Annotated in this window: 30 protein-coding genes; 19 read left to right on the forward strand and 11 right to left on the reverse strand. The window is 71.9% G+C overall.

Features of this window, described 5'->3' with window-relative positions:
• Positions 1–551 precede the first annotated feature (551 nt).
• The 4 genes from sepH to VFV89_RS24445 all read right to left on the reverse strand — a co-directional run bounded on the left by sepH (position 552) and on the right by VFV89_RS24445 (position 5,383).
• Positions 552–1,535 (reverse strand): septation protein SepH, encoded by a 984-nt coding sequence (gene sepH, locus VFV89_RS24430; protein ID WP_329708601.1) that lies wholly within the window; start codon positions 1,533–1,535, stop codon positions 552–554.
• 109 nt (positions 1,536–1,644) lie between these two features.
• On the reverse strand, positions 1,645–2,949 hold the full coding sequence (locus tag VFV89_RS24435; protein ID WP_329708602.1) for a D-arabinono-1,4-lactone oxidase: 1,305 nt from the start codon (positions 2,947–2,949) through the stop codon (positions 1,645–1,647).
• Positions 2,897–4,144 carry an MFS transporter gene (locus VFV89_RS24440; RefSeq protein ID WP_329708603.1) on the reverse strand — a complete coding sequence of 416 codons (1,248 nt, stop codon included), beginning with the start codon at positions 4,142–4,144 and terminating at the stop codon, positions 2,897–2,899. The genes VFV89_RS24435 and VFV89_RS24440 overlap by 53 nt, the downstream gene beginning before the upstream one ends.
• 12 nt (positions 4,145–4,156) lie before the next feature.
• Positions 4,157–5,383: an MFS transporter gene (locus tag VFV89_RS24445; RefSeq protein WP_329708604.1), complete on the reverse strand. Its 1,227-nt coding sequence runs from the start codon at positions 5,381–5,383 to the stop codon at positions 4,157–4,159.
• Between the two features lie 67 nt (positions 5,384–5,450).
• Between VFV89_RS24445 and VFV89_RS24450 the strand changes: the two genes are divergently transcribed.
• The 3 genes from VFV89_RS24450 (at position 5,451) to VFV89_RS24460 (ending at position 7,813) form a co-directional block, all read left to right on the forward strand.
• On the forward strand, positions 5,451–6,542 hold the full coding sequence (locus VFV89_RS24450; protein WP_329708605.1) for a ferrochelatase: 1,092 nt from the start codon (positions 5,451–5,453) through the stop codon (positions 6,540–6,542).
• Positions 6,539–7,363, forward strand: coding sequence for an inositol monophosphatase family protein (locus VFV89_RS24455; RefSeq protein WP_329708606.1), 825 nt, complete (start codon positions 6,539–6,541; stop codon positions 7,361–7,363). The genes VFV89_RS24450 and VFV89_RS24455 overlap by 4 nt, the downstream gene beginning before the upstream one ends.
• Positions 7,364–7,522: 159 nt before the next feature.
• On the forward strand, positions 7,523–7,813 hold the full coding sequence (locus tag VFV89_RS24460) for a DUF4193 domain-containing protein (RefSeq protein ID WP_165231244.1): 291 nt from the start codon (positions 7,523–7,525) through the stop codon (positions 7,811–7,813).
• Positions 7,814–7,897: 84 nt separating this feature from the next.
• On the opposite strand, the gene VFV89_RS24465 is transcribed toward VFV89_RS24460, so the two are convergent.
• Both VFV89_RS24465 and VFV89_RS24470 read right to left on the reverse strand, forming a co-directional pair.
• Positions 7,898–8,191: a DUF4235 domain-containing protein gene (locus VFV89_RS24465; RefSeq protein ID WP_329708607.1), complete on the reverse strand. Its 294-nt coding sequence runs from the start codon at positions 8,189–8,191 to the stop codon at positions 7,898–7,900.
• A 54-nt stretch (positions 8,192–8,245) separates the two neighbouring features.
• Positions 8,246–8,710: a DUF3093 domain-containing protein gene (locus VFV89_RS24470; RefSeq protein WP_329708608.1), complete on the reverse strand. Its 465-nt coding sequence runs from the start codon at positions 8,708–8,710 to the stop codon at positions 8,246–8,248.
• A 42-nt stretch (positions 8,711–8,752) separates the two neighbouring features.
• On the opposite strand from VFV89_RS24470, the gene dut reads away from it, so the two are divergent.
• From dut to VFV89_RS24490, 4 genes are read left to right on the forward strand one after another with little or no spacing between them, the layout of a single operon-like run.
• Entirely contained in the window at positions 8,753–9,235 is a 483-nt protein-coding gene (gene dut, locus VFV89_RS24475; protein ID WP_329708609.1) for a dUTP diphosphatase, read from the forward strand.
• A complete protein-coding gene (locus tag VFV89_RS24480) occupies positions 9,232–9,879 on the forward strand; it encodes a DUF3710 domain-containing protein (RefSeq protein WP_329708610.1) in 648 nt (215 codons plus the stop codon). Before dut ends, VFV89_RS24480 begins: the two co-directional genes overlap by 4 nt.
• 4 nt (positions 9,880–9,883) lie before the next feature.
• A complete protein-coding gene (locus tag VFV89_RS24485; RefSeq protein ID WP_414690425.1) occupies positions 9,884–10,252 on the forward strand; it encodes an OB-fold nucleic acid binding domain-containing protein in 369 nt (122 codons plus the stop codon).
• Positions 10,249–11,013: a DUF3159 domain-containing protein gene (locus VFV89_RS24490; protein ID WP_329708611.1), complete on the forward strand. Its 765-nt coding sequence runs from the start codon at positions 10,249–10,251 to the stop codon at positions 11,011–11,013. The genes VFV89_RS24485 and VFV89_RS24490 overlap by 4 nt, the downstream gene beginning before the upstream one ends.
• A gap of 181 nt (positions 11,014–11,194) precedes the next feature.
• Here VFV89_RS24490 and VFV89_RS24495 read toward each other — a convergent pair whose 3' ends face one another.
• Entirely contained in the window at positions 11,195–11,872 is a 678-nt protein-coding gene (locus VFV89_RS24495) for a TrkA family potassium uptake protein (RefSeq protein WP_329708612.1), read from the reverse strand.
• Positions 11,873–11,897: 25 nt separating this feature from the next.
• On the reverse strand, positions 11,898–12,560 hold the full coding sequence (locus VFV89_RS24500) for a TrkA family potassium uptake protein (protein WP_329708613.1): 663 nt from the start codon (positions 12,558–12,560) through the stop codon (positions 11,898–11,900).
• An 80-nt stretch (positions 12,561–12,640) separates the two neighbouring features.
• Here VFV89_RS24500 and VFV89_RS24505 point away from each other — a divergent pair, with 80 nt between their 5' ends.
• The 5 genes from VFV89_RS24505 to VFV89_RS24525 all read left to right on the forward strand — a co-directional run bounded on the left by VFV89_RS24505 (position 12,641) and on the right by VFV89_RS24525 (position 20,344).
• Complete coding sequence (locus VFV89_RS24505) at positions 12,641–14,677, forward strand: APC family permease (protein ID WP_414690426.1); 2,037 nt, start codon at positions 12,641–12,643, stop codon at positions 14,675–14,677.
• Between the two features lie 35 nt (positions 14,678–14,712).
• On the forward strand, positions 14,713–15,864 hold the full coding sequence (locus VFV89_RS24510; RefSeq protein WP_329708615.1) for a class I SAM-dependent RNA methyltransferase: 1,152 nt from the start codon (positions 14,713–14,715) through the stop codon (positions 15,862–15,864).
• 85 nt (positions 15,865–15,949) lie between these two features.
• Positions 15,950–16,669 (forward strand): peptidase E, encoded by a 720-nt coding sequence (locus VFV89_RS24515; RefSeq protein WP_329708616.1) that lies wholly within the window; start codon positions 15,950–15,952, stop codon positions 16,667–16,669.
• Between the two features lie 248 nt (positions 16,670–16,917).
• Complete coding sequence (locus tag VFV89_RS24520) at positions 16,918–19,740, forward strand: aconitate hydratase (protein WP_329708617.1); 2,823 nt, start codon at positions 16,918–16,920, stop codon at positions 19,738–19,740.
• Positions 19,741–19,792: 52 nt separating this feature from the next.
• Positions 19,793–20,344 (forward strand): hypothetical protein, encoded by a 552-nt coding sequence (locus VFV89_RS24525; protein WP_329708618.1) that lies wholly within the window; start codon positions 19,793–19,795, stop codon positions 20,342–20,344.
• Between the two features lie 3 nt (positions 20,345–20,347).
• Here VFV89_RS24525 and VFV89_RS24530 read toward each other — a convergent pair whose 3' ends face one another.
• The 3 genes from VFV89_RS24530 to VFV89_RS24540 are packed head-to-tail and all read right to left on the reverse strand — an operon-like array spanning position 20,348 to position 22,276.
• Positions 20,348–20,608, reverse strand: coding sequence for a hypothetical protein (locus VFV89_RS24530; RefSeq protein WP_329708619.1), 261 nt, complete (start codon positions 20,606–20,608; stop codon positions 20,348–20,350).
• A gap of 49 nt (positions 20,609–20,657) precedes the next feature.
• A complete protein-coding gene (locus tag VFV89_RS24535) occupies positions 20,658–21,032 on the reverse strand; it encodes a VOC family protein (RefSeq protein ID WP_329708620.1) in 375 nt (124 codons plus the stop codon).
• Positions 21,029–22,276, reverse strand: a complete 1,248-nt coding sequence (locus VFV89_RS24540; protein WP_329708621.1) for a glycosyltransferase — start codon at positions 22,274–22,276, stop codon at positions 21,029–21,031. Before VFV89_RS24540 ends, VFV89_RS24535 begins: the two co-directional genes overlap by 4 nt.
• 66 nt (positions 22,277–22,342) lie before the next feature.
• Here VFV89_RS24540 and VFV89_RS24545 point away from each other — a divergent pair, with 66 nt between their 5' ends.
• The 7 genes from VFV89_RS24545 to VFV89_RS24575 form a co-directional block, all read left to right on the forward strand.
• Complete coding sequence (locus tag VFV89_RS24545; protein WP_329708622.1) at positions 22,343–22,927, forward strand: helix-turn-helix domain-containing protein; 585 nt, start codon at positions 22,343–22,345, stop codon at positions 22,925–22,927.
• Positions 22,928–22,939: 12 nt separating this feature from the next.
• A complete protein-coding gene (locus VFV89_RS24550; RefSeq protein ID WP_329708623.1) occupies positions 22,940–23,239 on the forward strand; it encodes a thiamine-binding protein in 300 nt (99 codons plus the stop codon).
• Positions 23,240–23,241: 2 nt separating this feature from the next.
• Positions 23,242–23,646 (forward strand): YjbQ family protein, encoded by a 405-nt coding sequence (locus VFV89_RS24555; RefSeq protein WP_329708624.1) that lies wholly within the window; start codon positions 23,242–23,244, stop codon positions 23,644–23,646.
• Between the two features lie 4 nt (positions 23,647–23,650).
• Complete coding sequence (locus tag VFV89_RS24560; RefSeq protein WP_329708625.1) at positions 23,651–24,214, forward strand: N-acetyltransferase; 564 nt, start codon at positions 23,651–23,653, stop codon at positions 24,212–24,214.
• 14 nt (positions 24,215–24,228) lie between these two features.
• A complete protein-coding gene (locus tag VFV89_RS24565; RefSeq protein ID WP_329708626.1) occupies positions 24,229–24,600 on the forward strand; it encodes a hypothetical protein in 372 nt (123 codons plus the stop codon).
• A 56-nt stretch (positions 24,601–24,656) separates the two neighbouring features.
• The gene (locus tag VFV89_RS24570) at positions 24,657–25,139 is read left to right on the forward strand and encodes a SigE family RNA polymerase sigma factor (protein ID WP_329708627.1); all 483 of its coding nucleotides are present in this window, start codon (positions 24,657–24,659) and stop codon (positions 25,137–25,139) included.
• On the forward strand, positions 25,132–25,741 hold a 610-nt coding region (locus VFV89_RS24575), incomplete at its 3' end, for a hypothetical protein (protein ID WP_329708628.1). The genes VFV89_RS24570 and VFV89_RS24575, both read left to right, overlap by 8 nt.

Below are 25,741 nucleotides of genomic sequence, written 5' to 3' on the forward strand. Positions count from 1 at the left end.
GAACGGCCTCGCACCTCAGCCACCGTGGTGGCCCGCCGCTGGTCGAGCCTGTCGAGACCTCCGCAGCGATGGCGCCTGCTGGCCCGCCGCTGGTCGAGCCTGTCGAGACCTCCGCAGCGATGGCACCTGCTGGCCCGCTGCTGGTCGAGCCTGTCGAGACCTCCGCAGGGTAGGCACCCGGATGGGTCCCAGCGCCGGGTCACCTGGCTTCGAGGCTCGGCCGTGAACGGCCTCGCACCTCAGCCACCGTGGTGGCCCGCTGCTGGTCGAGCCTGTCGAGTCCTCCGCGGCGATGGCACCTGCTGGCCTGCTGCTGGTCGAGCCTGTCGAGACCTCCGCAGCGATGGCACCTGCTTGCCCGTCGCTGGTCGAGCCTGTCGAGACCTCCGCAGCGATGGCACCTGCTGGCCCGCCGTGCCTGTCGCTGCGTGGGGTGGGTTGCCTACCGTGCGGTGGTCTCGTCGCGCCCGTTGCGGCTTCGCAGGCTCAGCCGCAGGGCGCGCTCGACCTTCGTGAGCGACGCAGACCTCTCGTTCCTCGCGGTCTGCTGCTCACTCGCTCGGGCCGCCGAACATGATCTCGTCCCAGCTCGGCACCGAGGCGCGGCCGCGGGTCTTCTTGACCGGGCGGCGCACCGGCTCGGGCTCGGGCTCCGGGTCGTCGAGGGCCATCGCACCGGCCGCGTCGTCGACGAGGTCCGTCTCGAGACCGGGCCGGTCGTCGAGGCCCTGCCCGTCCAGATAGGCCTCGATGGGCTCGTCGGTGATCCCGAGGACGTCGTCACCGAGGGTGAGCTGGTGCTGGTCCTCGGTGGGCACCGCGGCCAGCCGGCGGACACCGGGCTCGGGCTCCGGCTCGGCAGCGGGGTCGGGCAGGTCGCCGACCAGCCAGCGGGCGTCGTCGTTGTCGAGCACCACGAAGTTGCCGGGCTGGTCGTAGGTGAGCTCGGCCAGGCCGTCGCGGCCCTGCACAGAGAACCGCCCGGTGAGCGCCCAGCGGCCGTCCTCGCGCCGCCAGGAGTCCCAGGCCACGACCTCGGGGTCGACGTTGCGCCCGTGCAGGTGACGGGTGATCGCGTCGCCCAGCGTCCGCGCGCCGTGCGGCGGCTCGCCGGCCGGGCGGCGGATGGAGGAGCGCTGGGCCCGCTCGGCGACGTGCTCGCGCTCGGCGAGGACCGGTGCGGCGTAGGGCATGACCTTCTCGACGGTGGTCCCTGCGGCAGCCGCGACCGACTCGGGTGTCTCCCCGGCCCGGATCCGGGCCTGGATGTCACGGGGTCGAAGCATGCTGTCCATCTGGGTTTCCACCTTGGGCACCGGTTTCTCAGGTCGGGTCGTGGGCTGGGTGCCGAGCGCCGCCCTCAACCGGGCGTCGATCTCGACGGTGAACTCGGCTCCGGCCGGGTCGTGCGGGTCGGCCAGCCGCAGGAAGCGGCCGTCCGGACTGAGCCCGATGAGGACCAGGTATCCCCGCGGTGCACCGCCAGGGCGCGCCTCGGCCGCGGGTGGGCTCGGGGTGCGTTCTGGTGCCGGCATGCTGTGTCAGTTGCCCTGTCGTGGTCCTCTGTCCGGATGGGACGACCCTACGTCAGCGACGCGCCCGGGCGGGGGACCGTGAGCGCGCCACGCCGGGTCCGATCCTCCGTCAGTCGCCCAGCACCCGGCGCAGGTAGTCGTTGGCGAAGACCCGCTGCGGGTCGAGCCGGTCGCGCATGGCCAGGAAGTCTCCGAAACGGGGGTAGGCCGGCGCCAGGTCGGCCGCCTTCCGGGTGTGCACCTTGCCCCAGTGTGGCCGCCCGTCGTGGTCGCGCAGGATCGGCTCCATCAGCGCGAAGTAGTAGCGGTGCTCGGCGTCGCGATGGGTGTGGAAGGCGAGGTAGAAGGAGTCCCGGCCGCTCGCGGTCGAGAGCGGGATGTCCTCGGCGGGGGCGACCCGGATCTCGACCGGGAAGCTGATCCGCAGGTCGCTCGCGTCGAGCGCCTTGCGGCACTGGCGGAGCACCTCGAGGCCGGCCGCGCGCGGGACGGCGTACTCCATCTCCCTGAAGACCACCCGGCGCGACGCGGTGAAGACCCGGTGGGGGACGTCGGAGTAGGTGCGTGCGCTGAGCAGGGAGGCCGCCATCCGGTTCATCCGCGGGATCACGCGGGGGACCCGGTTGGCGCCGGCGGTGAGGACGCCGAAGGCGGTGTTCTGGAGGAACTCGTCGTCCAGCCAGCCCCGGAACCGGGGGACCGGCCTGGCCACGGAGAGGTCGGTGCCGCGCCGGGTGTTGCGCTTGGTCAGCATCCGGTCGGTGTGCGGGAACCAGTACATGTCGACGTGGTCGGCCGCCTCGGTCATCTCGTCGAACGTGCCGAGCGCCTCCTCCCACGACATCGGGTGCTCCTGCGCCTCGAGGACGAAGACCGGCTCGACGCGGAAGGTGATCGTGGTCAGGATCCCGAGCGCGCCGAGCCCGACCCGGGCCACGTCGAGCACGTCCGCGTTCTCCGTCGGCGTGGCCCGCAGCAGCTCACCGGTCCCGGTGACGAGCTCCAGCCCCACTACCTGGGCGGCCAGCCCGGCCGCCGTGCCGCCGGTGCCGTGGGTCCCGGTCGAGATCGCCCCGGCCAGGGTCTGCTCGGCGATGTCGCCCATGTTGTGCAGCGACAGCCCGAGCCGCTCGAGCGCCGCATTGAGCTCCTTGAGCGGCGTGCCGGCGTACGCCGTGACCGTCAGCGCCTCCCGGTCGACCGCGACGATCCCGGTGAGCCCCTGCGGTCGGAGCATGGTGCCCTCCGGGGCCGAGATCGCGGTGAAGCTGTGGCCGGTGCCGACCATCTTGACCGTGTCGCCGCCGTCGAGGGCGCGGCGGACCTCCGCCACCACGTCGTCGGCGTTCGCCGGCGTGGCCTCACGTGTCGGCCGGGCCGTCTCCAGACGTGACCAGTTCGTCCAGGTGCTCACGCGGGGAGCCTATTGACCTCGTGGCATGGGTGCCCACGGCGGCCAGCACGCCGATCAGGCCGGAGCAGATCGGGACGAGGTACGCCGCGTGCGGGCCGTGCGCGTCAACGACGACCCCGGCCACCGCGGCGCCCGGCGCGATGCCGGCGGCGATCGTCGTGGTCAGCATCGCGATGCCCTCGGTGAGCCGGCTCGGCGGCACGGTCTGCTCGATGAACGACACCGCGGCGATCAGGGTGGGCGCGATCGCGAACCCGGCCAGGAAAAGCAGCACGCCCATCGCCACCGCTGAGTCGACCAGCGGCGTGGGGGCCATCAGCACCGTGAACGCGACGATGCCGATCCGCATCCGCGCGGCCGGGGTCCGGCGCCACGTGACCGCTCCAGTGATCACGCCGGCGACCAGCGACCCCAACGCCCAGAGGGCCAGGAGCAGTCCGGCGACCGACTTCTCACCGAGGCTGTCGGCGAAGGCGACCGTGACCACCTCGGTCGACCCGAAGATGCCGCCCATGGCCAGGCTGATCAGCGCGAGCGGGAGCAGTTGGCCCCAGGGCATCGCGACCTTGGCTCCGGTGCCGGTGCGGGTCGGGTGGACCGGCGGCTCGGTGGACCGGAGCGAGGTGAAGGCGATCGTCCCGGCGAGGCCGGCCACGATCGCCGCAACCAGGCCCGCGGAGGGGAAGAGGGTCGTGGCGAGCGCGGTGGCCAGCGGCGGGCCGATGAGGTAGACCGTCTCGTCGACCACCGCCTCGAGGGCGAACGCGGTCTCCCGCTCGGCCTGCACGTCCAGCGCGTTGGTCCAGCGAGCGCGGACCGCGGCCCCGATCGCGGGCATGGTCGCCCCCGCCAGCGCCGCGAACACGTGGGGGAGGGGCGTGCGGTGGCCCGCCTCGACGGCCCACACCAGCAGTGACAGGCTCACGGTGCACATCGCGCTCGCGGGCAGCAGGACCCGGGCCTGGCCGAGCCGGTCGATCAGCCGGCCCTGGATCAGGGCGGCGAGGCACGAGGCGATCACGAAGGCCGCGGAGATGCCGCCGGCCAGCCCGTAGGAGTCGGTCTCGGCCGAGACCATGAGCACGATGCCGAGAGTCACCATCGAGATCGGCAGCCGGGCCACAAAGCCGGTCGCCGAGAACGCGGCCGCACCCGGCCTGGACAGGACCTGGCGGTAGGCGGACAGCACGGGCATGGCCTTCCGAGGCTAGGCGTGACCGGCGACGTTGCCCAAGTCGTTATCAGCGGTCTGGGTCGACGCCGGGAGGACCCGCGCGGCCAGCGCCGCCAGCATCGCGGCGCCTAGCGGCACGAGGTAGGCCGGCGACGAGCCCGCGTGGTCGACCACGACCCCGGCGAGCGCCGCCCCGGGCGCCACCCCGGCGACGAGCCCGGTCTGCAGCAGGGCCATCCCCTCGGTCAGCCGCGACGGCGGCGTGACCTGCTCGATCATGGCGGTCGTCGCGATCAGCGTCGGTGCGATGGCGAGTCCGCCGACCAGCATCAGGGCGCCCATCAGCTCGATGCTCTGCACCAGCGCCAGCGGTGCCATCGCCACCACCAGGCCGACCGAGCCCCAGAGCACGCGCCGGGCCAGCCCGCGCTTGAACCTGATGGCCCCCGTGGCCGCCCCGGCGAGGAGGCTGCCGAGCGCCCACAGCGCCAGCAGGCCGCCGGAGGCCGAGCGCGCACCGTGGTCGGACGCGAAGGCGACCGTGATGACCTCGGCGGCGCCGAACATCAGGCCGAGCGCCACGCAGACGACCGTGAGCGGGGACAGGGTCCGCCAGGGCAGCGGCACCCGCGTCCCGGTGGAGGCGTCCCGCGGGTGTGCAGGCGGCTCGGTGCCCCGCTGGGCCGCGAAGGCCAGGCTGCCGCCGACCCCGGCCACCACGGTCGCTGCGATCCCCGCCACCGGATCGACCAGCGTGCCGAGAACGGTCACCACGATCGGCCCGAGCATGAAGACGGTCTCGTCGACCACCGCCTCGAACGCGTAGGCCGTCTCCACCTCGTCTGACAGTCCGGCCCGGTCGAGCACGTGGGCCCATCGGGTGCGCACGCAGGCGTCGATCGGCGGCAGGCTCGCGCCGGCCAGGCCCGCGGCGGCGTACGTCGTGGCCATCGGCAGGTCGGCCCGGACCGTGACCACGAGGACGGCCATCGCGCCGCCGAAGACGAGCGCGGCCAGCGTGAGCACCCGGCCCTGTCCGCGGGCGTCGACCAGCCGCCCGAACGGCAGCGCGACGACGGCGTTGGCGACCATGTAGGTCGCCGAGACCGATCCTGCGATGCCGTAGGAGCCGGTGTCCGACTGGACGAGCAGCAGCATCCCGAGCCCGGCCATGGACAGCGGCAGCCGGCCCACGAGGCCGGCGGCCGAGAAGCCGATGGCGCCGGGGCGCGAGAGCACCGAGCGGTACGACGAGAGCATCAGCCCTCACCGTAGGGGCGGCCACGCCCCGCGCGGCCCGGCCGGACCCGCTCCCTAGGATTGCGACGTGGAGCGTCCCGACGTAGCGCCGTACGACGCACTGCTGCTGGTCTCCTTCGGTGGGCCCGAGAAGCCCGACGACGTGGTCCCGTTCCTCGAGAACGTGACCGTCGGACGGGGCATTCCGCGGGAGCGGCTGGCAGAGGTGGGGGAGCACTACTCGCTGTTCGGTGGCCGTTCGCCGATCAACGACCTCAACCGTGCGCTGCTGGCCGGGATCGAGAAGGACCTGGCCGAGGCCGGCATCGACCTCCCGGTCTATTGGGGCAATCGCAACTGGGACCCCTACCTCACCGACGCCGTGCTGCAGATGACCGAGGACGGGATCACCCGCGCGGCCTGCTTCGTCACCAGCGCCTACTCGTCGTACTCCAGCTGCCGGCAGTACCGCGAGAACCTCTTCGACGCGGTGGCGGCGGTGCCGGGGGCGCCGGTCCTGGACAAGCTGCGGCACTACTTCAACCACCCGGGCTTCGTGGAGCCGGTGGTCGACGCCGTGCTGGCGGCGCTGGCCGGGCTGCCGGACGACGTCCGGGCCGGTGCCCAGCTGGCCTTCGTCACGCACTCCATCCCGCTGGCCATGGCCGAGACGTCGGGTCCCGGTGGCGGCGCGTACGTCGCCCAGCACCGTGACGTCGCCGCCGAGGTGGCCGTCCGGGTCGCTGAGGAGACAGGGGTCCGTCACGAGCACGCCCTGGTCTTCTGCTCCCGCTCCGGGCCGCCCCAGGTGCCGTGGCTGGAGCCGGACGTCAACGACCACCTCGAGGCGCTGCACGCTGGCGGCGTGCCTGCAGTGGTCCTGGTGCCGGTCGGCTTCGTCTCCGACCACATGGAGGTCGTCTACGACCTCGACACCGAGGCGATGGCGACCGCCGACCGGCTCGGGCTGCCCGCCCGGAGGGCTGCCACCGCGGGAGCCGACCCGCGGTTCGCGCCGATGGTCCGCGACCTCCTGCTCGAGCGCGCCGCCACCGAGCGCGGCGACGACGTGGCCCGGGCGAGCCTCGGCACCCTCGGGCCGCTGTGGGACCGCTGCCCGGTCGGCTGCTGCCCCAACCCGCGTGGCGAGCGCCCGGCCCTGTGCGGGGAGGAGGTGTGACGCTCCCCACGCCGCTGGCCGAGGAGCTGCTCGGGCTCGCCGTCGGTGCCGCCCGCTCCGCCAGCCGGCTGGTCGAGGCCGGGGCTGCCCGGGGAGTCGAGGTGGCCGCCACCAAGTCCAGTGACGTCGACGTCGTCACCGAGTCCGACCGCAGCGCCGAGCGGCTGATCCGCCGGGCGCTGCTCGACGCCCGCCCCGGCGACACCGTCCTGGGTGAGGAGGCCGAGGGTCAGCAGAGCGACGAGCCGGGCAGCACAGGGGTGCGCTGGATCGTCGACCCGATCGACGGCACCGTGAACTTCCTCTACGGGATCCCGCAGTACGCCGTCTCGATCGCCGCCGAGCTCGACGGCGAGGTGGTCGCGGGGGTGGTCCGCAACGTCGCCACGGGCGCGGAGTACACCGCCACCCTCGGCGGCCCGGCCCGGCGCGACGGCGTACCGATCCGGGTGCGTTCCGTCGTACCCCTGCACGAGCGGCTGATCGGGACCGGGTTCTCCTACGAGGCCCGGCAGCGGGAGATCCAGGCCGCGGCCCTGCTCCGCCTCCTGCCGCAGATCCGCGACATCCGCCGGTTCGGCTCGTGTGCCCTCGACCTGTGTGCGGTGGCGCAGGGATCCCTGGACGGGTACCTGGAGGAGGGTGTCAACCTCTGGGACCACGCAGCGGGCGGTCTGGTCGCGCGGGCCGCCGGGGCCAGGGTCGAGACCACCCTGGGCGTGGGCGGACGGACGATCGTGATCGCCGCTCCGGAGGGCGGATTCGACGAGTTCAGGCGTGCGATCGCCGGTGCTGGGTACCTCGCTGACTCAACGTCCTGAGAGCAGGAATAGCGGGGCTTCACCAGGTGTTCATCCCGCGCATCGGCCGTCGGTGTGACGTTCCCCGGTGGATGGTGCACAATCCTCCCCTGCCGGCGGCTCCAACCTGTCGGTCTCGGGGGATGACAGACGTGAGAACGGCCGAAGGGAGTGAGAGACATGGCGACGGACTACGACGCACCGCGCAAGAGTGACGAAGACCAGTCCGAAGAGAGCATCGAAGAGCTCAAGGCTCGTCGCCACGACAAGAACTCCGGCAAGGTCGACGAGGATGAGGCGGAAGCCGCCGAGTCCTTCGAGCTCCCCGGTGCGGACCTTTCGCACGAGGAGCTCGCGGTCGAGGTGAAGCCCAAGCAGGAGGACGAGTTCACCTGCATGAGCTGCTTCCTGGTCCACCACCGGAGTCAGCTCGCGGATGCGAAGAAGATGATCTGCTTCGACTGCGCGTAGCGCGCAGACAACCGCTCAGACAGCTGAGAGCTTGGTCGTAGCAAGTGAGGCCCGGCACGCGTGGCGTGCCGGGCCCGTTGTCTTCTACTCCTCGTCACCCTTCCTGAGCCCGGGTGGCAGCTGGCCGGTCGTCCGGGCGTAGTAGCTCGCGGCCCGGCGCTGGGCCAGCATCCGGGCCAGGGCGACCGCCGCGCCGGTGATCGCGGCCCAGAGCACCGCCTCGCCGAAGCTGACGTCCGGGTCGGCCGGGTTTTCCGGCGGGTTCTTGCCGGCCGCCACCTTCCAGGAGCGGTCGAGGAGCCTGCGGGTCAGTGCGGCGGCGCCGAGACCGGCGACCAGCGACATGGCCGTCCACACCTTGGAGTTGTCCCGATCCATGGGAGCAAGGTACCCAGCACGGTTCGTCCGAGCCGGGGTGGTGCGGATGTCAGGTCAGACCGCAGACGAGTCGGAGAGCGCCCGGACCGCCCGGGCCAGCTCGTCGGGGTGCCGGGAGCTCACCAGCCAGTACGGCGTGGGGTCGGCCGGGTCGGTGATCTCGACCTTGACCGCCCGCTTGAGGTAGGGCCGCAGCAGCAGGTAGGCGCGGGCGTCGGCCTCGGGGCCGGCGACCCGCCGGGACTCCTCGGGGTCGAGCGCCGCGACCGCACCGAGGTGGACCGCCTCGATCCGGGCCCGCCCGGCGCGGAACCAGCCGTCCGCGGCGGTGACGTGCGGGCTGCCGTAGGAGACCAGCAGCGCCACCAGCAGGGCCAGCGCGATCCCGGTGAACGTCCAGGCGAGCGCCCCCGGGAGGGACACGATGAGCGCCAGCCACAGGGTGGCGACCAGCATCACGCCCTGCACCCACCAGCGCAGGGGCACACCCAGCCGCTCGTCGTACGGCGCCGGATCCACGCCGGGATCCTCCCATCCGGGGGAAGCACTAACCTCCCGCGGGTGGAGCTCCCCGTGCCTGTCGTCCGTCTCGACCCGGACCTGCCGCTGCCGGCCTACGCCCACCCCGGCGACGCCGGCGCCGACCTCGTCACCGCCGAGGACCTCACTCTGCAACCGGGGGAGCGGGCGCTGGCGCGGACCGGCATCGCCATCGCGGTGCCCGAAGGGTACGTCGCGCTGGTGCACCCGCGTTCGGGCCTGGCTGCGCGCCACGGCCTCTCGATCGTCAACACCCCCGGCACCATCGACGCGGGGTACCGCGGTGAGGTGAAGGTGCTGCTGGTCAACCTCGACCCGCACGAGCCGATCGAGCTGCGCCGCGGCGACCGGGTGGCACAGCTGGTCTTCCAGCGGGTAGAGCAGGCGGCGTTCACCGAGGTGGAGGTCCTGCCCGAGAGCGTCCGGGGGGTTGGCGGCTACGGTTCTACTGGAGGTTTCGGCACCCCGGAGCCCAGCACAGGAGCAGGGAGCGAGCGCACGTGAAGTTCCGCCGCAAGGCGCAGGACGGGCCCGACGACGACGTCGAGCCGCTGGACGACCTCGAGGAGCTCGACGACGAGCAGGAGGAGGACGCCGAGCCGCTCGCCGGCGGCCCGTTCGACGCCGAGGACCTCCCGGCCGACGGCGTCGACCGCGTCGACCTCGGCTCGCTGCTCATCGCACCCGAGCCCGACCGCGAGCTCCGGCTGCAGGTCGACGAGGCGAGCGGCACGGTCCAGTCGGTGCAGATCGTGGGTCCCGACGGTGCCGTCGAGCTGCGGGCCTTCGCCGCCCCGCGCAACGGCGACCTGTGGACCGAGGTGCGCCCGCAGATCGCCGCGGAGGTCGCCCAGGGCGGCGGCACGGCCACCGAGCACGAGGGGCCCTGGGGGCCCGAGCTGATCCTGCGCACCGGCCAGCGCGGTGGCCAGCAGCAGGTCGTCCGGATGATCGGGGTCAACGGCCCTCGCTGGATGCTGCGCTGCCAGCTGGTCGGGGCGGGCGCCCAGAAGCCCGACGACTCGGCGGCGTGGGAGGAGACCATCCGCAAGGTGGCGGTCCACCGCGGCGCGCACGCGATGCCGGTCGGCGAGGCGCTCGCGCTCACGATGCCGCCGCAGGCACGACGGGTCGACCAGCAGGGCTGAAGACATGACCAAGAGCAAGCTCCGGCGGACGATCAGCAACTGGGCCAACCCCGGCGACATGGAGGAGCACCACCTCCGCAAGGAGTACGCCGGCTCTAGCCGGGCCGGCCACGTCTCCATCGCCGAGGCCCCCGACCGGGAGCGGGTCAAGCTGCGCGGTGCGCTGCGGACCGTGACCCTTCGCCCGCGCGCCGGCATCCCCGCCCTCGAGGCGGAGCTCAACGACGGCACCGGGGTGATCACCGTCGTGTGGCTCGGCCGGCGCCGGATCGCGGGGATCGAGCCCGGCCGGTCCATCGAGGTCGAGGGACGAATCGGCAACCACGACGGGGTCCGCGTCCTCTACAACCCGCGCTACGAGCTGATCCCGTGACCGACCCCGCCGAGGAGGCGACCGCGGAGAGGCACCACCCGCCGACCGTCGAGACGGTCGAGGCGATGGTGCGCGCCCAGATGGCCGCGTCGCTGGGCGGCCGGCGCGGGATCATCGAGGCGGCGATCCCGGGCGTGCTGTTCACGATCGTCTGGCTTGCGACCAAGGACATCCAGCTGGCGCTGGTCATCGGCGGGGTCGGGGTCGGGGTCGCCCTGGTGGTGCGGCTGGTGCAGCGCTCGACGGTGCAGTACGTCTTCAACGCGGCGTTCTCGATCGCGATCGGCTACATCTTCACCCGGATCGCGGCCGGCGCCGGCGGCGACTCCTCCGACCAGGCGTTGGCCTACTTCCTGCCCGGCATCCTGATCAGCCTCGCCTACACGATCCTGTTCGGCGCCTCGTGCCTGCTCCGGTGGCCGGCCGTCGGCTTCATGGTCGGCAGTGTCAGCGGTGACCCGCTGGCCTGGCACGACGACCCCCAGGTGGTGAAGCTGTGCACCCGGCTCACCTGGGTCTTCCTCGCACCGGGCGCCATCGGCGTGCTCCTGCAGGGACCCGTCTGGCTCCTCGGCTGGTCCGGCACCATCGACAAGGACACCGCGGTCCTGATCGTCAGCATCCTCCGGCTCGGCCTCGGCTGGGCCCTCCGGATCGCGTCCTGGTCCCTGATCATCTGGCTCCTGGCCCGCAACGCCACGCCGATCGAGCGGCAGATCGAGCACGACCTCGAGGCCAACGCCGGCCCCGAGCCCGCCTGACGGTTCCTAAGCAACCCGGCGGGGGTGCCCGCGCGCCTACCGGACGGTGGGTTTGCGGAGGGAAATCGGCACCTGGTGCCGGAGAACCTCGGCAAAGCCCGGGTCCTGGCGGGCCTGCTACGCGCGCGGCCGCCCACCCACGCACCACGCAAGTCTTGAGAGCCCGTTCCCGAGCCGGCGGCTACGCACTCCCGCCGTGCTCGGTGGGGGCGAGGAGGCGCTCGAGCTCGTCCTCGCGGTCCTCGGGTACGACGAAGAGGAGCTCGTCACCGGACTCGATGGGCTGCTCGGCGTCGGGGACGTAGACCTGGCCGTCGCGCAGGATCGAGACGAGCGCGCAGTTGTCGGGGAACGGGATCAGCCCGGTCGGCTTGCCGACGTACGGCGAGTCGGCGGGCAGGGTGAGCTCGACGAGGTTCGCGTTGCCCTGGCGGAAGGTGAACAGCCGGACGAGGTCACCGACCGTGACTGCCTCCTCGACGAGCGCGGACATGATCCGCGGGGTCGAGACGTTGACGTCGACACCCCAGGCCTCGCTGAACAGCCACTCGTTGTTGGGGTGGTTGACCCGGGCCACGGTGCGCGGCACGCCGAACTCGGTCTTCGCGAGCAGCGAGGTGACGAGGTTGACCTTGTCGTCGCCGGTGGCAGCGATGACCACGTCGCACTTGTCGAGGCGGGCCTCCTCGAGCGAGGACAGCTCGCACGAGTCGGCGAGCAGCCACTCCGCGTCGGGCACCCGCTCAGGCTTGATGGAGGAGGGGTCCTTGTCGATGAGGAGCACCGCGTGGCCGTTGTCGATCAGCTCGCGGGCGATCGAGCGGCCGACCGCGCCCGCACCGGCGATGGCAACTCTCATGGCTGCACCGTTCCTGGGTCACCCATCAGTGCTCCTCGGGTCCTGAGTCGATGACCTTGAAGACGCGCCCGGCGTTCTCCTCGCGCATCACGAGGTGGAGGAGGTCACCCTCCTGGATCACCGAGTCGCGGTTGGGCAGGATGCCCTCGCCGAGCCGGTCGATCCACGCGATCCGGCTGCCGGACTGCTCCTGGAAGTGGACGGTGCGCTGGCCGACCCACTGCTCGGGGATCGGCACCTGGTCGACCCGGATGGTGCCCGACGGGTCGCGGAAGTCCGGCTCGGCACCGGCGGGCAGCAGCCGGCGCAGCACCTGGTCTGCGGTCCACTTCACGGTGGCGACGGTCGTGATCCCGAGCCGCTGGTAGACCTCGGCCCGGCCGGGGTCGTAGATCCGGGCCACGACCTGCTGGATGCCGAAGGTCTCCCGGGCCACCCGGGCCGCGATGATGTTGGAGTTGTCTCCGCTCGAGACCGCCGCGAAGGCGTCCGCGCGACGGATCCCCGCCTTCTCGAGCACGGCCTGGTCGAAGCCGTAGCCGGTCACCTTGTCCCCGTTGAAGTCAGGCCCCAGCCGCCGGAACGCGTCCGGCTCGCTGTCGATGACCGACACCGTGTGGTTGCGGTCCTCCAGGCTGCGCGCGAGGGTCGAGCCGACCCGTCCGCACCCCATGATCACGACGTGCACCCGGCAACGGTATCCGCATCCGGGGCCTCATGGACTCGTCGCCCGCGGTTCCGGCCCCGGTGTGCGTACGCTTGCGGCTCGTGGGTGTCGGCGACGTCTCCAAGCGCATCCTGCTGGGACGCAAGCTCCGAAGCTCCCAGCTCGGCGAGACGTTGCTCCCCAAGCGCGTCGCGCTCCCGGTCTTCGCAAGCGACGCCCTCTCCTCGGTCGCGTATGCACCCGACGAGATCTTCATCATGCTGTCGATGGCGGGGCTGACGGCCTACGCCTACAGCTGGAAGGTCGGCATCGCGGTCGCCGTGGTGATGCTGACGGTCGTGGCGTCGTACCGCCAGAACGTGCACGCCTACCCGAGCGGCGGCGGCGACTACGAGGTCGCGACCGTCAACCTCGGGTCGACCGCCGGCATCACCGTCGCGAGCGCGCTGCTCGTCGACTACGTCATGACCGTGGCCGTCTCGGTCTCCTCCGGCGTCCAGAACGCCGCGTCGGCGATCCCGGCGTTCTCCGGCCACGAAGCGATGGTCGCCTCGATCCTGGTCGTCGTCCTGGCCGCCATGAACCTGCGCGGGGTCCGCGAGTCCGGGACCCTCTTCGCGATCCCGACCTACGGCTTCATGATCGGCATCATCGGGATGGCGGTCTACGGCATCATCCTGGCGTCGACCGGCAACCTGCCGGACGTCGAGAGCGCCCGGCTGACCATCGAGCCGGCGCCGGGCTACGACGACGAGCTCACCACCATCGGGCTGATCCTGCTGCTCGCGCGCGCCTTCTCGTCGGGGTGTGCCGCGCTGACCGGCGTCGAGGCGATCTCCAACGGGGTGCCGGCCTTCCGCAAGCCCAAGAGCCGCAACGCCGCCACCACGCTGCTGCTGCTCGGCAGCATCGCCATCACGATGCTGATGAGCATCATCGTCCTCGCCTACAACATGGGGCTGAAGTACGTCGACCCCAACGACATGGACCGGCTGCGTACGCCCGACGGCCAGCCGGTGCCACCGGGCTACGACCAGCACACGGTGATCGCCCAGCTCTCCAAGGCGATCTTCGACGACTTCCCGCCCGGCTTCTACTACGTCGTGGCGATGACCGGGATCATCCTGGTGCTGGCGGCGAACACGGCGTTCAACGGCTTCCCGGTGCTCGGCTCGATCCTGGCCCGCGACGGGTTCGCGCCCCGGGCGCTGGGCTCGCGCGGCGACCGGCTGGCCTACAGCAACGGCATCGTGTTCCTGGCCGTGATGGCGATCGTCCTGATCCTGGCGTTCAACGCCGAGACGACCCGGCTGATCCAGCTCTACATCGTGGGTGTGTTCGTCTCGTTCAACCTCAGCCAGCTCGGCATGATCCGGCACTGGACGCGCCACCTCAAGACCGAGCGCGACTCCGCCGTACGCCGCCGGATGTACCGCTCCCGCGCGATCAACACCTTCGGCCTGGGCATGACGGCGGTGGTGTTCGTGATCGTGCTCGTCACCAAGTTCCTGGCCGGCGCGTGGATCGCGATCCTGGCGATGGTCATCTTCTTCATGATCATGCGCGGCATCCGCCGCCACTACGACAGCGTCCAGGAGGAGCTCGCCGCCGAGGACGAGGACCGCGTGCTGCCCACCCGCGTGCACGCCATCGTCCTGGTCTCCAAGCTGCACAAGCCGACGCTGCGGGCGCTCGCCTACGCCAAGGCCACGAGGCCCAACGTGCTCGAGGCCGTCTACGTGTCGACCAACGCCGAAGAGACGAGCCGGCTGCTCGAGGAGTGGGAGCAGCGCCGCATCGACGTGCCGCTCAAGGTCCTCCACTCGCCCTACCGCGAGCTGGTCCGGCCGATCATCGAGTACGCCAGCGAGATCAAGAGGGCCAACCCCCGCGGCGTGGTCGCGGTCTACATCCCGGAGTACGTCGTGGGCCGCTGGTGGGAGCAGCTGCTCCACAACCAGACCGCGCTGCGGCTCAAGGGCAGGCTGCTCTTCACCCCCGGCGTCATGGTCACCTCGGTGCCCTACCAGCTCCAGTCGTCCCAGATCGCCCGCGAGCGGGAGCTGCGCGACGACTACCGGATCCGCCCCGGCGACCTGCGCCGGGGCGAGGTGGACCGCCGAGACATCCGCCGCTGAGCCGTGGGGGTAGCTCCTGGGGTAGACAGTCACCTGTGACCCGACCTCGGAGCCCGCGACCGCGCCGGGCCCGGGGTCGCTCGCACGTGGGGGAGCGCCACACCGTCGAGGTCGGGCCCGTGGCCCACGGTGGCCACTTCGTGGCCCGGCTCGGCGACGGCGGTCGCGTCGTGTTCGTCCGCCACGCGCTGCCCGGCGAGCGCGTCGTGGTGGAGGTCACCGAGGGCACCGAGGGCGACAGGTTCTGGCGGGGGGACGCGGTCGAGGTGCTGGAGCCGTCGCCGGACCGGGTGACGCCGCCGTGTCCCTACGCGGGACCCGGTCGCTGCGGCGGCTGCGACTTCCAGCACGTGTCGCTGCCCCGGCAGCGGGAGCTGAAGGCGGAGGTGGTCCGCGAGCAGCTGTCCCGGCTGGCGGGGCTGGCGGTGGACGTCGTCGTCGAGCCGGTGCCCGGCGACCCTCCACACGAGCACGACGGGCTGCGCTGGCGGACCCGCCAACGCCTCGTCACGCTTCGTGACGGCTCGTCCCTCGCCTCCTCAGGAACCGGATCTGAGGAGAGGAAGGGAATGCGCAAGTACCGCTCGCACGAGGTCATCGAGGTCGACGACTGCCTGATCGCCGGGGCGCCCGCGGACCACGTCGTGCGAGGTGTCGGGTTCGAGGTCGAGGACGACGGCTTCTGGCAGGTGCACCCGGGTGCGCCAGAGGTGCTGGTCGACACCGTCCTCTCCTTCCTCGCACCCGAGCCGGGGGAGTCGGTGCTCGACCTCTACGCCGGCGTCGGGTTGTTCGCGCGGTTCCTGGCCGCTGCCGTGGGCGACCCGGGGCTCGTCACCCTCGTCGAGGGCGACCGCCGGGCCTGCGCGCACGCGGAGGTCAACGTGCCCGGTGCCATCGCGCTGAGCGGCGACGTCGGCGACGTACTGACCGGGCTGCGACCGGTCCCGGTGGACCTCGTCGTCCTCGACCCGCCGCGCGAGGGCGCCCGGCGTACGGTCGTCGACGCCGTGGCCGCGAGGCAGCCCAGGGCGGTCGCCTACGTCGCCTGCGACCCGGCAGCCCTGGCGCGGGACGTGGCCGGCTTCGCCGGGCACGGCTACGCCCTGGAGCGGCTCCGCGCCTTCGACCTGTTCCCGATGACCCACCACGTGGAGTGCGTGGCACTCCTGCGTCCGGCGTCCTGACCGCGGCGCCGGCCGGGCTCACCCCCAAGGGTGACTGGGTACAGTTCGGGGGCCACAGTGGCCAAAAGTCTCGGAGTCTGAGTCCATGCGCATCCTCGCCACCTCGGGGGGCTTCCTCCCCGCCGAACTCGGGGTCTACCAGTGGCGCCCCGGGCCGCTGATCGCCCACGCGATCCACCTCGCCGGCGACCCCGCGCGGCCTCGGTTCTGCTACGTCGGCACGGCCATGGGCGACCACGTCATCGGCACCAACGCCTTCCACCGCGCCTTCGCCGGCTCCGAGGTCCGGGCCACCACGCTCGACCTGTTCCCGATGCCGAACGTGCCTGACGTCCGCGCCCACCTCCTGGCGCAGGACGTGATCTGGGTGGGTGGTGGGTCGGTGGCCAACCTGCTGGCGGTGTGGCGGGTGCACGGGCTCGACGAGATCCTCCGCGAGTGCTGGGAGAGCGGGGTGCTCCTCAGCGGCGTCTCGGCCGGTTCGATCTGCTGGTACGTCGGCGGGCCGACCGACAGCTACGGCCCCGACCTCCAGCTCGCTCCGCCCGGGCTCGGCCTCCTGCCCTACGGCAACGGCGTCCACTACGACAGCGAGGAGCAGCGCCGGCCGCTGCTGCACGGGCTGGTCGAGAAGGGCGACCTGCCGACCTCGCACGCCACCGACGACGGTGTCGGCCTGGTCTATGAGGGGACCGAGCTGGTCGACGCGGTGTCGGACCGGCGCGACGCCGCGGCGTACGTCGTCGAGCGGCGGGCCGACGGGACCGTCGCCGAGACCCGGATCGAGCCGCGGCTGCTGGGCTGACGGCCGCCAGGGTGCGTCGAGTGACCCGATCGGCAGGTCTGGAGACGTTTCCGGCCTGCCGATCGGGTCATTCGATGGAACTCAAGTGACCCGAGACCCGACTGGGCCTCTCCTCTCGACGTCATGTATCTTGATATCAAGACAATCTGAACGAGCTCGGGCCCGAGTTCCGCGGCCCGGGTACCAGCGGCAGGATGGGTACGACGTCCGCGACGCGCGTGCGCGCGCACACGAGGAGATGGTGAGCAGTGGCCAGCAAGGACAGCTTCGGGGCGAAGAGCACGCTCGAGGTCGGCGGGACGTCGTATGAGATGTTCCGGCTCGACCAGGTGACCGGGGACGGCCTGGACGTCGGGTCGCTCCCGTACAGCCTCAAGATCCTGCTGGAGAACCTGCTCCGCACCGAGGACGGCGGGGACATCACCCAGGAGCACATCCGGGCGCTGGCCGGGTGGGACGCCGACGCCGAGCCGGACAAGGAGATCCAGTTCACGCCGGCGCGGGTGATCATGCAGGACTTCACCGGCGTGCCGTGCGTGGTCGACCTGGCGACCATGCGCGAGGCGATGGCCGACCTCGGTGGTGACCCCACGAGGATCAACCCGCTCGCGCCCGCCGAGCTCGTCATCGACCACTCCGTCATCGCCGACGTGTTCGGCACCCCCGAGGCCTTCGAGCGCAACGTCGAGATCGAGTACGAGCGCAACCGCGAGCGATACCAGTTCCTGCGGTGGGGGCAGGGCGCCTTCGAGGACTTCAAGGTCGTCCCGCCGGGCACCGGCATCGTCCACCAGGTCAACATCGAGCACCTCGCCCGGGTGGTGTTCACCCGTGAGGTCGATGGTCGGCTCCAGGCCTACCCCGACACCTGCGTCGGCACCGACAGCCACACCACGATGGTCAACGGCATCGGCGTCGTCGGCTGGGGCGTCGGCGGGATCGAGGCCGAGGCCGCGATGCTCGGCCAGCCCGTGTCGATGCTGATCCCGCGCGTGGTCGGGTTCAAGCTCAGCGGCGACCTGCCGGAGGGCTCGACGGCCACCGACCTGGTGCTGACCATCACCGAGATGCTGCGCAAGCACGGCGTGGTCGGGAAGTTCGTGGAGTTCTACGGACCCGGCGTCTCGGCGCTGCCGCTGGCCAACCGCGCGACGATCGGCAACATGAGCCCGGAGTTCGGCTCGACGATCGCGGTCTTCCCGATCGACCAGCAGACCCTCGACTACCTCCGGCTCACCGGCCGCTCCGACGACCAGCTCGCACTCGTCGAGGCCTACGCCAAGGAGCAGGGGCTCTGGCACGACCCGGACGCCGAGCCGCGCTACTCCGAGAGGCTCGAGCTCGACCTCGCCACCGTCGTCCCCTCCCTGGCCGGCCCCAAGCGCCCCCAGGACCGGGTCGCCCTGTCCGAGGCCCGCGAGGGCTTCCGCGCCGCGCTGGTCGACTACGCCGACGGCGACTCGCAGCCGGAGCAGGGCTATGACGAGGCGGTCGCCGAGTCCTTCCCCGCCTCCGACCCGCCCAGCCACGCCAACGGCAACGGTGCGCCCGCGCGGCCCTCGGCCGCGCCGAAGGACCGAGGCCGGCCGACCAGCCCGGTGGCCGTCACCATCGACGGCCAGGAGGCCGAGCTCGACCACGGCGCCGTGGTGATCGCGGCGATCACCTCGTGCACCAACACCTCCAACCCGTCGGTGATGATCGGGGCGGCGCTGCTGGCCAAGAACGCCGTCGAGAAGGGGCTGCAGCGCAAGCCGTGGGTGAAGACCACATTGGCGCCGGGCTCGAAGGTCGTCAGCGACTACTACGAGAAGGCCGGCCTCACGCCGTACCTCGACAAGCTCGGGTTCAACCTCGTCGGCTACGGCTGCACCACCTGCATCGGCAACTCCGGGCCGCTGATCCCCGAGGTGTCGGCGGCGGTGCAGGAGAAGGACCTCGCCGTCGTCTCGGTGCTGTCGGGCAACCGCAACTTCGAGGGCCGGATCAACCCCGACGTGAAGATGAACTACCTGGCCTCCCCGCCCCTGGTGGTCGCCTACGCGCTGGCCGGCTCGATGGACGTCGACCTCTTCGAGGAGCCGCTCGGCCAGGACCAGGACGGCAACGACGTCTTCATGAAGGACATCTGGCCCTCGCCGTCGGAGGTGGAGCGGGTGATCGGCGAGGCCATGTCGTCCGACACCTTCGCCAAGGAGTACGCCGACGTGTTCGCCGGCGACCGCCGCTGGCAGGAGCTGCCGACCCCCGAGGGCGACACCTTCGAGTGGGACCCGGAGTCGACCTACGTCCGCAGGCCCCCCTACTTCGACGGCATGCCGGACGAGCCCGAGCCGGTCCAGGACATCGAGGGCGCCCGGGTGCTGCTCAAGCTGGGCGACTCGGTGACCACCGACCACATCAGCCCGGCCGGGGCGATCAAGAAGGACTCGCCGGCGGGCCACTACCTCGCCGAGCACGGCATCGAGCAGCGCGACTTCAACTCCTACGGCTCGCGCCGCGGCAACCACGAGGTGATGATCCGCGGCACCTTCGCCAACATCCGGCTGCGCAACCAGCTGGCGCCCGGCACCGAGGGCGGCTTCACGCGCGACTTCACCACCGGTGAGGGCGACGACGCCGAGGTGACCAGCGTCTACGAGGCGTCCCAGCACTACCTCGCCGCGGACACCCCGCTCGTGGTGCTGGCGGGCAAGGAGTACGGCTCCGGCTCCTCGCGGGACTGGGCGGCCAAGGGCACCGCGCTCCTGGGCGTGAAGGCCGTCATCGCCGAGTCCTACGAGCGGATCCACCGCTCCAACCTGATCGGCATGGGCGTTCTTCCGCTGCAGTACCCGGAGGGCGAGAACGCCGAGTCGCTCGGCCTGACCGGCGAGGAGACGTTCTCGGTCACCGGCGTCACCGAGATGAACGACGGCACGACGCCGCGGACCGTCAAGGTCAAGGCGGCCGGCCCATCGGGTGAGAAGGAGTTCGACGCGATCGTCCGCATCGACACCCCGGGCGAGGCGGGCTACTACCGCAACGGCGGGATCATGCAGTACGTCCTGCGCAACCTGCGACGGAGCTGATCACCCGAACGGACTACGGCGCCGTGGCGGCACCCTGTGTCAGGGTGCCGCCATGCCGCTGCGAAGGGCCGTGCTGGCCGTCCTGCCCCTGCTCCTGCTGCTCGTGGCCGCGCCGGCGGACGCGGGCCGGGCGGAGCCGCAGTCACAGTCACAGTCGCAGCCGCAGTCGCAGTCGCAGTCCAGGCTCGGCATCCCCCGGACCTACGACGCCGCGCTGGCGCACTTCGACCACGCCACCGAGACGCGCGCGCTGAAGAAGTTCTACACACCGAGCGGGAACATCTACTGCAACGTCGGGCTCAAGGGCTACCCACGCGGCTGCGAGATCAACCAGGGACAGGTCCACGACCCGGCGGCGTGCGCCGGCAACCACGAGTCGAAGGACGTCGGCCGGCTCGAGCTGCGCCGCAACCGGGTGGTTCCGGTCTGCAACACCGACACGATCCAGACCCGGCCCACCAAGGTGCTTCCCTACGGCCAGGCCACCACCGCGCGGGGCGTCTCGTGCATCAGCGAGGAGATCGGGGTCACCTGCATCAGCCTGAAGCGGACGCTCGGCTTCTTCCTGCACCGCGGCGAGTACGTCATCTTCAGCGCGGGCTGACTCTCACCGTCGCCGCTGGAGCTCGACCGCCTCGCTGATCGCCCGCTCCACCGCCTCCGGGTCGGCGCGGTCGAGCTCGACGACGACCATCATGTGGCTCTCGAACCTCGGCGGGACCCCGAAGGTGTCCGGGTGGTCGGCGAGCAGCCGCTCGCGAGCGGCGAACGCGGACCGGATCACCACCGAGGTCGGGTCGAGCCAGCGGACCACGAGCCGGTCGTCGACGTACCACGCCGGCCTCGCCTCGGTGCCCTTCCGCTTCACGCCCGGGTGGGACAACGCCAAACGACCGACGTGCTCCAGGTCCACCCGCCTACAGCTGGTAGGCGGTCTGGTGCCGGGGCTGGTAGAGCTGCAGGTCGTCGGCGCCGGGCACCTTCACCATCGCCACCAGCCCGTAGCCCTGGTCGTCCGGACCCGAGCTGAACTCCGCGCCCTTCGCGCGCAGCTCGGCCATCGTCGACTCGAGGTCGTCGACGATGAAGCTGATGGCCTGGTGCCGCGGCGAGGAGTAGCCCTCCCCGGACGTGGGGTGCACGCCGAGCTCGCTGGCCCCGGTCCGGAAGATCAGCCAGTTGGCATCACCCGTGCCGGCGTCCACGTGGGGGAAGCCGAGCACGTCCCGCAGGAACGCCCGGGTCGCGTCCGCATCGTCTGAGTAGATCAGTGTGTGGCAGGCCAGGATCATGGTTTGCAGCCTGCCACCTGTGAGCCGGCCACGGACAGCGCGGCGGCGGCGAACCGGCCGGCCCCGCCGTTCTCCCGCAGGACGGCCGCAGCCCGCTGCGCGCCGGGGGCGAGGGCCCGCGCCTCGACCACCGCCGCGCGCAGCGCGTCGGCCGAGAGCTGCTTCGGCTTCAGGCTCACCCCGGCACCGGCCTCGGTGACCCGGCGCGCGATCTCCGGCTGGTCGCGGCCGAACGGCACCACGACGGAGGGGACGCCCGAGGCCATCGCCTTCGACACGATGCCGAAGCCCCCGTGGCAGACGACCGCCGCGCACTCGGGCAGCACGTGGCCGTGCGGCACGAACCGTTCGACCCGGACGTTCCCGCCACTGGTCAGCCCGGCTCCGTCGTAGGCGTCGGCCAGGGTGAGCAGCACCCGCACCGGCTCGTCGCGCAGCGCCTCGACCGCGACCCGGGCCAGGTCCTCGTCGCCCTGGTAGTCGGTCGAGCAGGTGACCAGCACCCACGGGTCGCCCGGCTCGTCCAGCCAGGCCGGCCGGTCGCTCGGCGGGTCCCAGGGCTGGGCGCCCACGAAGGTGAAGTGGGCGGGCAGGTCGGTCCGTGGGTACTCCAGCGGCTCGCTCGTCATCACGATCACCGCGTCGACCGCGCTCCACTGGTCGAGCGGCGACCGGAACGGCGCCAGCCCGAGCCCGGCGCGCAGCTCGTTCAGCCCCGGCAGCATCGCCTTGCCGAACATCCGCTCCACGACCTTCCAGAGCAGCCCGTCGCGCACCCGGGTCAGGGGACCGCGGCCGGGCTTCAGCCCGAGGCCGTACGGCGGGATGCCGCGCCCGGGCCAGGGGAGCACGGACGGCAGCAGCAGCGCCGTCGGCAGCCCGGACGCCTGGGCGGTCGAGAGCGCGCCGTAGGCGATCGAGTCGACGAGCAGGACGTCCGGTTCGGTTTCGGCGATGGCGGCGGCCAAGTCCGGTCCGTCGAACCGGCCGCGCTCGATGAGGTCGACCTGCCCGCTGTGAAGGCGCGCGGCGTCGGTCTCGGCCCGGTAGTCGGTCGGCTCGATCCGCACGACGTCGGGGGAGACCGGTGCCGCGTCGAGCCCGACGGCGCGCAGGGTGTCGACGAGGTCGGGCGCGGTGCGCAGGTGGACCCGGTGGCCGCGGCGCTGGAGCTCCAGCAGCCCGGGGACGAGGGGGAAGACGTGGCCGGCGGCCGGCGAGGTGTAGGCGAGGAAGGTGGTCATGGCGTGTTAGTATGCTGATCAATTCATTTGTGTCAAGCACAAAGCAATTGATCCAGGAGACAGCTGATGGCTCGACGGTACGAGATGTCGGCCCGGGAGCGGGCGCGCGCGGCCACGCGGGAGGAGATCCTCGACGCCGCGGTCGAGCTCTTCGGCCCGGCGTGGTTCGACGAGGTGACGCTGGCCGACGTGGCGAAGCGCGCCGGCGTCTCGCAGCAGACGGTCGTCAACCACTTCGGCAGCAAGATCGACCTCTACCTGACCGCGATCGGCGAGCGGGTCGCGCCGAGGCTGGCCGCCGCCCGGGCCGGGGTGACGCCCGGTGACGTGGACGCCATCGTCGCGTGCGTGGTCCGCGACTACGAGGAGTCCGGCGACGGCAACATCAGGATCGTCGCCCTGGCCGGCCGGCTGGCGGAGCTCCGGGAGGTGCTGCGGCGCGGTCGGGCGTGGCACCGCGCCTGGGTCGAGGAGGTGTTCGCCCCCCAGCTGGCCAGACGCAGGGGGGCGACCCGCGAGCGGGTGCTGACGCTGCTGGTCACTGTCCTCGACGTCACGACCTGGAAGACCCTGCGCCGCGACGAGGGGCTCGACCCCAAGCAGACCGAGCTCCACCTCAAGGCCCTGGTCGAGGGGGTCCTGGCCGCGTGAGAGGTTGGAGCCATGCTCGTGGCGTTCAGCATCTCCCCGACCAGCACCAGCGACGACGGCTCCGTCTCGGAGGCGGTCGCAGCCGCGGTCCGGGTCGTGAAGGAGTCCGGGCTCCCGTGGGAGCTGACCTCCATGTTCACCACCGTCGAGGGCGAATGGGACGAGGTGATGGCCGTGGTGAAGCGAGCCGTCGACGTCGTCGCCGAGGCGTCCCCGCGGGTCGGGCTGGTGCTCAAGGCGGACATCAGGCCCGGGTTCGAGGGACAGCTGACCGCCAAGGTCGAGCGGGTCAACGCGCTGCTGGGGGACTGAGGGTGGACACCGAGACCAGGCGCTACCGCACCGGTGACCGCGAGGTCGTCCGCGACCTCACCCGTGACTGCGCGGACTACGTCGCCGGGCGCGGCGACGGGCTGCTGCATCTGTTCGTCCCGCACGCGACGGCCGGGCTCGCGATCATCGAGACCGGCGCCGGCAGCGACGACGACCTGCTGAGCGCGCTCGGCGACCTGCTGCCGGCCGACGACCGATGGGAGCACGCCCACGGCTCGCGTGGCCACGGCCGCTCGCACGTGATGCCGGCGCTGGTGCCGCCGTATGCCACGGTCCCGGTGCTCGACGGCCGGCTCACCCTCGGCACCTGGCAGAGCATCTGCCTCGTTGACATCAACGTCGACAACGACGAGCGGACCGTGAGGTTCAGCTTCCTGGAGGGCTGAACGGATGATCCGCACCTACCGCGCCGGCGACGGTCCCGACGTACGCCGGGTGGTGGCCGAGGCGTTCGGAGACCACGGCCCGACGGTGGCCGAGCTCGTCGACGACCTGCGCGTCACCCACGCGCGTGCCGAGCTCGTTGCGGAGGAGGCCGGCGAGGTTGCGGGGCACGTGATGCTCAGCCGGTCGTGGGTCGACGCCCGGCGCGCGCTCGTCGAGGTGCTGGTGCTCAGCCCGCTGTCCGTCGCGCCGGACCGGCAGGGCAGGGGAGTGGGCACCGCGCTGGTCGGTGCGGCGCTCGCGGAGGCACGGCGGCAGCGCGCTCCCGCGGTGTTCCTCGAGGGCAGCCCCGACTACTACTCCCGGCGCGGCTTCGAGGCCGCGACAGCCCGTGGCTTCGTCCGGCCGTCCGTGCGGGTCCCGGAGCCGGCGTTCCAGGTCGCGGTGCTCGACAGCCACGAGGACTGGATGGCGGGAGCGCTGGTCTACTGCGAGCCGTTCTGGACCCACGACTGCGTCGGCCTGAGGGACCCGGAGCTCGAGCGGATCGAACACATGTTCGAAGAATGACCTAGAATCGGGTCATGGTCACCCACGTCGCCCCGCCCGGCTGGCCCCGCGAGGTGCGAGCGCCGGACGCGCCCGGCTGGGAGCGCACGGCGGTCAACTGGATGCTCGACCTCTGCCCTCCGGACTACCGCAGCTACCCGGCACTGCGCCGGCACGTCGTCGTGCTGGCCCGGTTCACGGTGCTGCACGTCGAGGCCTGCCAGGCCGCCGTCAAGCGCGGCCTGAGCGAGGCGCGCGCCGAGCTGCGCGACGTCGCGCCGCTCGACGTCGTCGACGCCGCTGTCGAGACCTTGCTGGCCGAGGAGGCCAGGCTCAGCGGCGTACGCCGCGCGGCCGGGCTCGTGGAGGACGCGTTGCGCGGTCGCCGATACGTCGCGAGGCTCTGATGCAACCAGCAGCACCCTCCCAGGACTCGTCATTGTGACGCGAACGGAGGTGACGCATGGGCGACGTCGAGATCCAGCAGCTGTACGCCGCGTCCTATCGTCGCCTACTCGGCCAGCTCATCGGGGTCACGGGCAGTGTGGCCGAGGCCGAGGACGTCGTGCAGGAGGCGTTCGTTCGTGGGCTGGACCGACCGAGACAGCTGCTCGGCGCGGACAACCCGGAGGCGTGGTTGCGCACGGTGGCGGTCAACCTGGCCCGAAGCCGATGGCGTCGGGCCCAGCGGTTCCTCGGCCTCGCGCCTCGGCTCGCCGAGGATCCGGTGGCTGGGGACACCGACGGACACCTGGTACTCGTCCAGGCCCTCCGCAGGCTTCCGGCCGGCCAGCGTGAGGTGATCGCACTCCACCACCTCGCCGACCTCACGGTGGAGCAGGTGGCTGACACCCTCGGCATACCGGCCGGAACGGTCAAGGCGCGGCTCTCCCGCGGTCGCGCTGCTCTCTCAGCACTGCTCGTCGAGGAGGAGCCCCATGTCTGAGCTCACCCCTCTCCGAGAGGCGATCGACACGCTCGCCCAGCGCGCCGTACCGCCACGGTTCGGAGACCTTCAGCGACGGGCGACCCGTCGCGGCCGTCGCCGGGTCGCGCTCGTGCTGGCCACGACCGCCGCTGTCCTCGCGGGATTCGCCCTGGTGGTGAACGGGTTCGGCGACCACGGGCGTCCGTCCCCGGCGGCGCCGATCACACCCACCCCGGGCCCGCGCTCGGCCGAGGCCGACCAGATCATCGCCGAGGGCAGCCTCACCTCCTTTGCGGGCTCCGGGTCCGGCATGGAGCTCACGGTGTGGGAGACGTGCGAGAACCAGTCCCAGATCGATTGCGGCCACGCCTGGCGCCTCGGCGAGGGGGCCCGGACCCTGGCGACCGGCATGGTGTCCCGAGGCGACGTGCACATGGACGTCGAGACCTCCGCACGCGGCTTCGTGCTGACCCCCGCCGGCAGCGACGGCGGTCCGGCGTTCCTCGTCGGAGCGGACGGCACCACCTCCACGCTCTCCCAGAGTTGTGGAGATCTCACGTGGTCGGTGCCGACCGAGCCCGGCCGGTTCGTGGACGCAGGGGGGCCTAACTTCGCCGACA

This window comes from Nocardioides sp. (assembly GCF_036274455.1).
GTDB lineage: Bacteria > Actinomycetota > Actinomycetes > Propionibacteriales > Nocardioidaceae > Nocardioides.